This is a genomic window from Pseudoxanthomonas sp. LjRoot204_2 (assembly GCF_056175765.1).
In genome coordinates this window covers 1-2,981 of the sequence record NZ_JBGFFG010000407.1, presented here as the reverse complement: position 1 = coordinate 2,981, position 2,981 = coordinate 1, and the positions used below count along the sequence as shown (strand labels likewise).

The 2,981-nt window shown below is 68.0% G+C and carries 4 protein-coding genes; 3 read left to right on the top strand and 1 reads right to left on the bottom strand.

Going from position 1 to position 2,981, the window contains the following annotated elements:
• Positions 1-519: protein translocase subunit SecF (gene secF / locus AC04L7_RS15605; protein ID WP_475513363.1), on the top strand; the 519-nt coding region annotated here is incomplete at its 5' end.
• Positions 520-737: 218 nt separating this feature from the next.
• On the opposite strand, the gene AC04L7_RS15600 is transcribed toward secF, so the two are convergent.
• Positions 738-1,559 (bottom strand): inositol monophosphatase family protein, encoded by an 822-nt coding sequence (locus AC04L7_RS15600; protein ID WP_475513362.1) that lies wholly within the window; start codon positions 1,557-1,559, stop codon positions 738-740.
• Positions 1,560-1,654: 95 nt separating this feature from the next.
• Between AC04L7_RS15600 and AC04L7_RS15595 the strand changes: the two genes are divergently transcribed.
• Both AC04L7_RS15595 and AC04L7_RS15590 read left to right on the top strand, forming a co-directional pair.
• Entirely contained in the window at positions 1,655-2,461 is an 807-nt protein-coding gene (locus tag AC04L7_RS15595) for an RNA methyltransferase (protein ID WP_435999790.1), read from the top strand.
• An 86-nt stretch (positions 2,462-2,547) separates the two neighbouring features.
• Positions 2,548-2,981, top strand: a 434-nt coding sequence (locus tag AC04L7_RS15590; protein ID WP_475513364.1) for a phosphate/phosphite/phosphonate ABC transporter substrate-binding protein, incomplete at its 3' end; no start/stop codon positions are given.

The window sequence follows — 2,981 nt, the reverse complement described above, 5'->3', positions numbered from 1 at the left end:
CTGCTGTTCGTGGTGGTGGGGTTCCTGATCTACATCGCCGCGCGCTTCGAATGGAAGTTCGCCGTGGCGGCCATCGTCACCACCCTGCACGACGTGCTGATCTGCGCCGGCTTCTTCGCGCTGACCGGCCGCGAGTTCGACCTGACCATCCTGGCCGGCCTGCTGTCGGTGATGGGCTTCTCGATCAACGACACCATCGTCGTGTTCGACCGCGTGCGCGAGAACTTCCGCAGCCTGCGCGTGGAGCCGGTCGAAGTGCTGAACCGCTCGGTCAACCAGACCCTGTCCCGCACGATCATCACCTCGTTCGTCGCGTTCCTGACGGTGCTGGCGCTGTACCTGTATGGCGGCGGCTCGCTGGAAGGCATGGCGATCTCGCAGATGATCGGCATCGTGATCGGCACGGTCTCCTCGATCTTCGTGGCCTGCCCGTTGCTGACCCTCGGCTTCCTGAAGGTCACCAAGCAGGACCTGATGCCGAAGGCCAAGGACGAAGCGTTGCTGGCGCGTCGCCCGTAAGCGGCGTCGTTCAGGTACGAAAAAGGCCACGCAATGCGTGGCCTTTTCTTTGGGCGACTTCTGTAGGAGCGACGTCAGTCGCGACCGCACGGCCAGATCGAAAGGATCACATGGTCCGGCGACGGTCGATCAGGTCAGGCGAACGCTTGGCCGACGCTTCCCGCATGTTCCGGTTTCCGGTCGCGACTCAGGTCGCTCCTACAGGTACAAGCAGGCGATCAGCCGTTGAACGAAGCCGCGTAACCCGACGAGACGATCGTCTTCTGCAGCGCTTCGGCCACCTTGAGGTTGCCGGCCACGATCTGGCGGGGCAGGGCGGTTCGTCCGTCGATCTTGCCGAGCGCGGCGCCACGGAAGTCGCAGACCTTGCCACCGGCTTCGCGCACCAGCAGCACGCCGGCCGCGATGTCCCAGTCCTTCAYGCCGGCCTCGAAGTAGGCATCGACGCGACCGCAGGCCACGTAGGCCAGGTCGAGCGCGGCCGAGCCGGTACGGCGGATGTCCTCGGCGTGCACCAGCAACTCGCGCACGCATTCCAGCTGCGCACCGGCACGGGCGCGCTCGCGCGGGGGGAAGCCGGTGGTGATGACGGTGCCGGCCAGGTCCTTGCGGTCGGCCACGCGGATGCGGCGCTCGTTGAGCTGGGCGCCGGCGCCGCGGCTGGCGGTGAACAGGTCGTTGCGCAGCGGATCGAAGATCACCGCATCGGTGGGTTCGCCGTTGTCCACCAGCGCGATGGACACGCAGTAATGCGGGAAGCCGCGCAGGTAGTTGCTGGTGCCATCGAGCGGGTCGATCACGAAGGTGTAGCGGCCGTTGATCTGGGCGCCGCTTTCCTCGCCGACGAAGCCGTAATCCGGGTAGGCCCGGCGCAGCTCCTTGATGATGACCTTCTCGGCATCGGCATCGACTTCGCTTGCGTAGTCCATCCGCTCCTTCTGCACCACGTTCAGCGCATCCAGCTTGTTGATGCTGCGCAACAGCACGTTGCCTGCCAGGCGGGCGGCCTTGGTCATGACGGTGACGACGGGCTTCTGCATGCGAACGAACCTCGGACAGGCGTGGGGTGGGGCAAACGAGTGGAAAAGAGCAGCACGGCGCAGTGGCCGGCCCGCGCAGTTTACCATTTGCCTCCATGAACACGCCCGTTTCCGTTCCCGATTCCGTCTCCCCGGCCACGGCCGCCCGCCTGCGCGTCGTGCTGGTCGGCACCCAGCACCCCGGCAACATCGGCGCCGCCGCGCGCGCACTGAAGACGATGGGCCTCGCCCGGCTTGTGCTGGTGGCCCCCGAGGACTATCCGGCCGAAGAGGCTTACCGGCGCGCCGCCGGCGCCGATGACCTGCTCGGCGATGCCCCCGTCGTGGCCACGTTGGCCGAGGCCGTGGCGGATTGCCACCTGGTCCTGGGGTGCACCGCGCGCAGCCGCCGCGTGCAGCTCGAGGAGCACGCGCCGCGGCAGGCCGCCGCGCTCGCGGTCGGCCGGGCCTCCGAAGGCGGCGAAGTGGCGCTGGTGTTCGGTCGCGAGCGTACCGGCCTGAGCAACGAGGAGCTGCAGCTCTGCCATGCCGCCGTGCACATCCCGGCCAATCCCGCCTACAGCTCGTTGAACCTGGCGGCCGCCGTGCAGGTCCTGGCCTACGAGCTCAGGCTCGCCTTGCTGGAAGGCGCGGTGCCGACGCCTGCGGAACCGCGTCACCCGGACGATGTGCCCGCCAGCCATGCCCACATGGAGGGGTTCTTCGGCCAGTTGGGCGACACGCTGGACGCGATCGATTTCCACAAGGGGCGCACACCCGATTCGGCGATGCGCAAGCTGCGCCGCCTGTTCGCCAAGGCCGACCTGAACGAGCAGGAGGTGCGCCTGCTGCGCGGCATCCTGGCCGACGCGCAGCGCATGGCCCGACTGGCGGGCGATCGCGGGACCGGATCACTGTCTTGAGCTCACGTTTTCCGATAGGCTGCCGCCATCGTTCTGGCGGGCGCCTATCGTTGCGTACAACCTGGTTCAGCCTGGCGCTGGCCGCGATCGGCGCAGCCCTGCTCCCCGCCACCATCGTCCCGGCCAACGCCGCGGGCGATGAGCGCGTCCTGGTCCTCGGCCGCATCAGCGACGATCCGAAGGCGCACTACGAACAGCTGAAGCCGCTGCTGGACTATGTGGTCCCGCGCATGCGCGATGTCGGCATCACCGAAGGCCGCATCCTGATGGCGCGCGACGCGCAGCAGATGACCAGCTACCTGCGCCGCGGCCGGGTGGACTGGGTCACCGAGACGGCGGGTACCGGCATGCGGCTGCAGGAGCGCGCCGGCGCGCGGCCGTTGCTGCTCACCGAGCGGGGTGGCGTCARCCGCTACCACGGCGTGTTCTTCGTCCGGCGCGACAGCGGACTTGAGCGCCTGACCGACCTGAAGGGGCGGACGGTGGCGTTCCAGAACACCGCATCGACCAGTGCCTACTT

Coding starts and splice junctions, on each gene's coding strand:
- AC04L7_RS15595 (WP_435999790.1), top strand. CDS start 1,655: ATGAACACGCCCGTTTCCGTTCCCGATTCCGTCTCCCCGGCCACGGCC.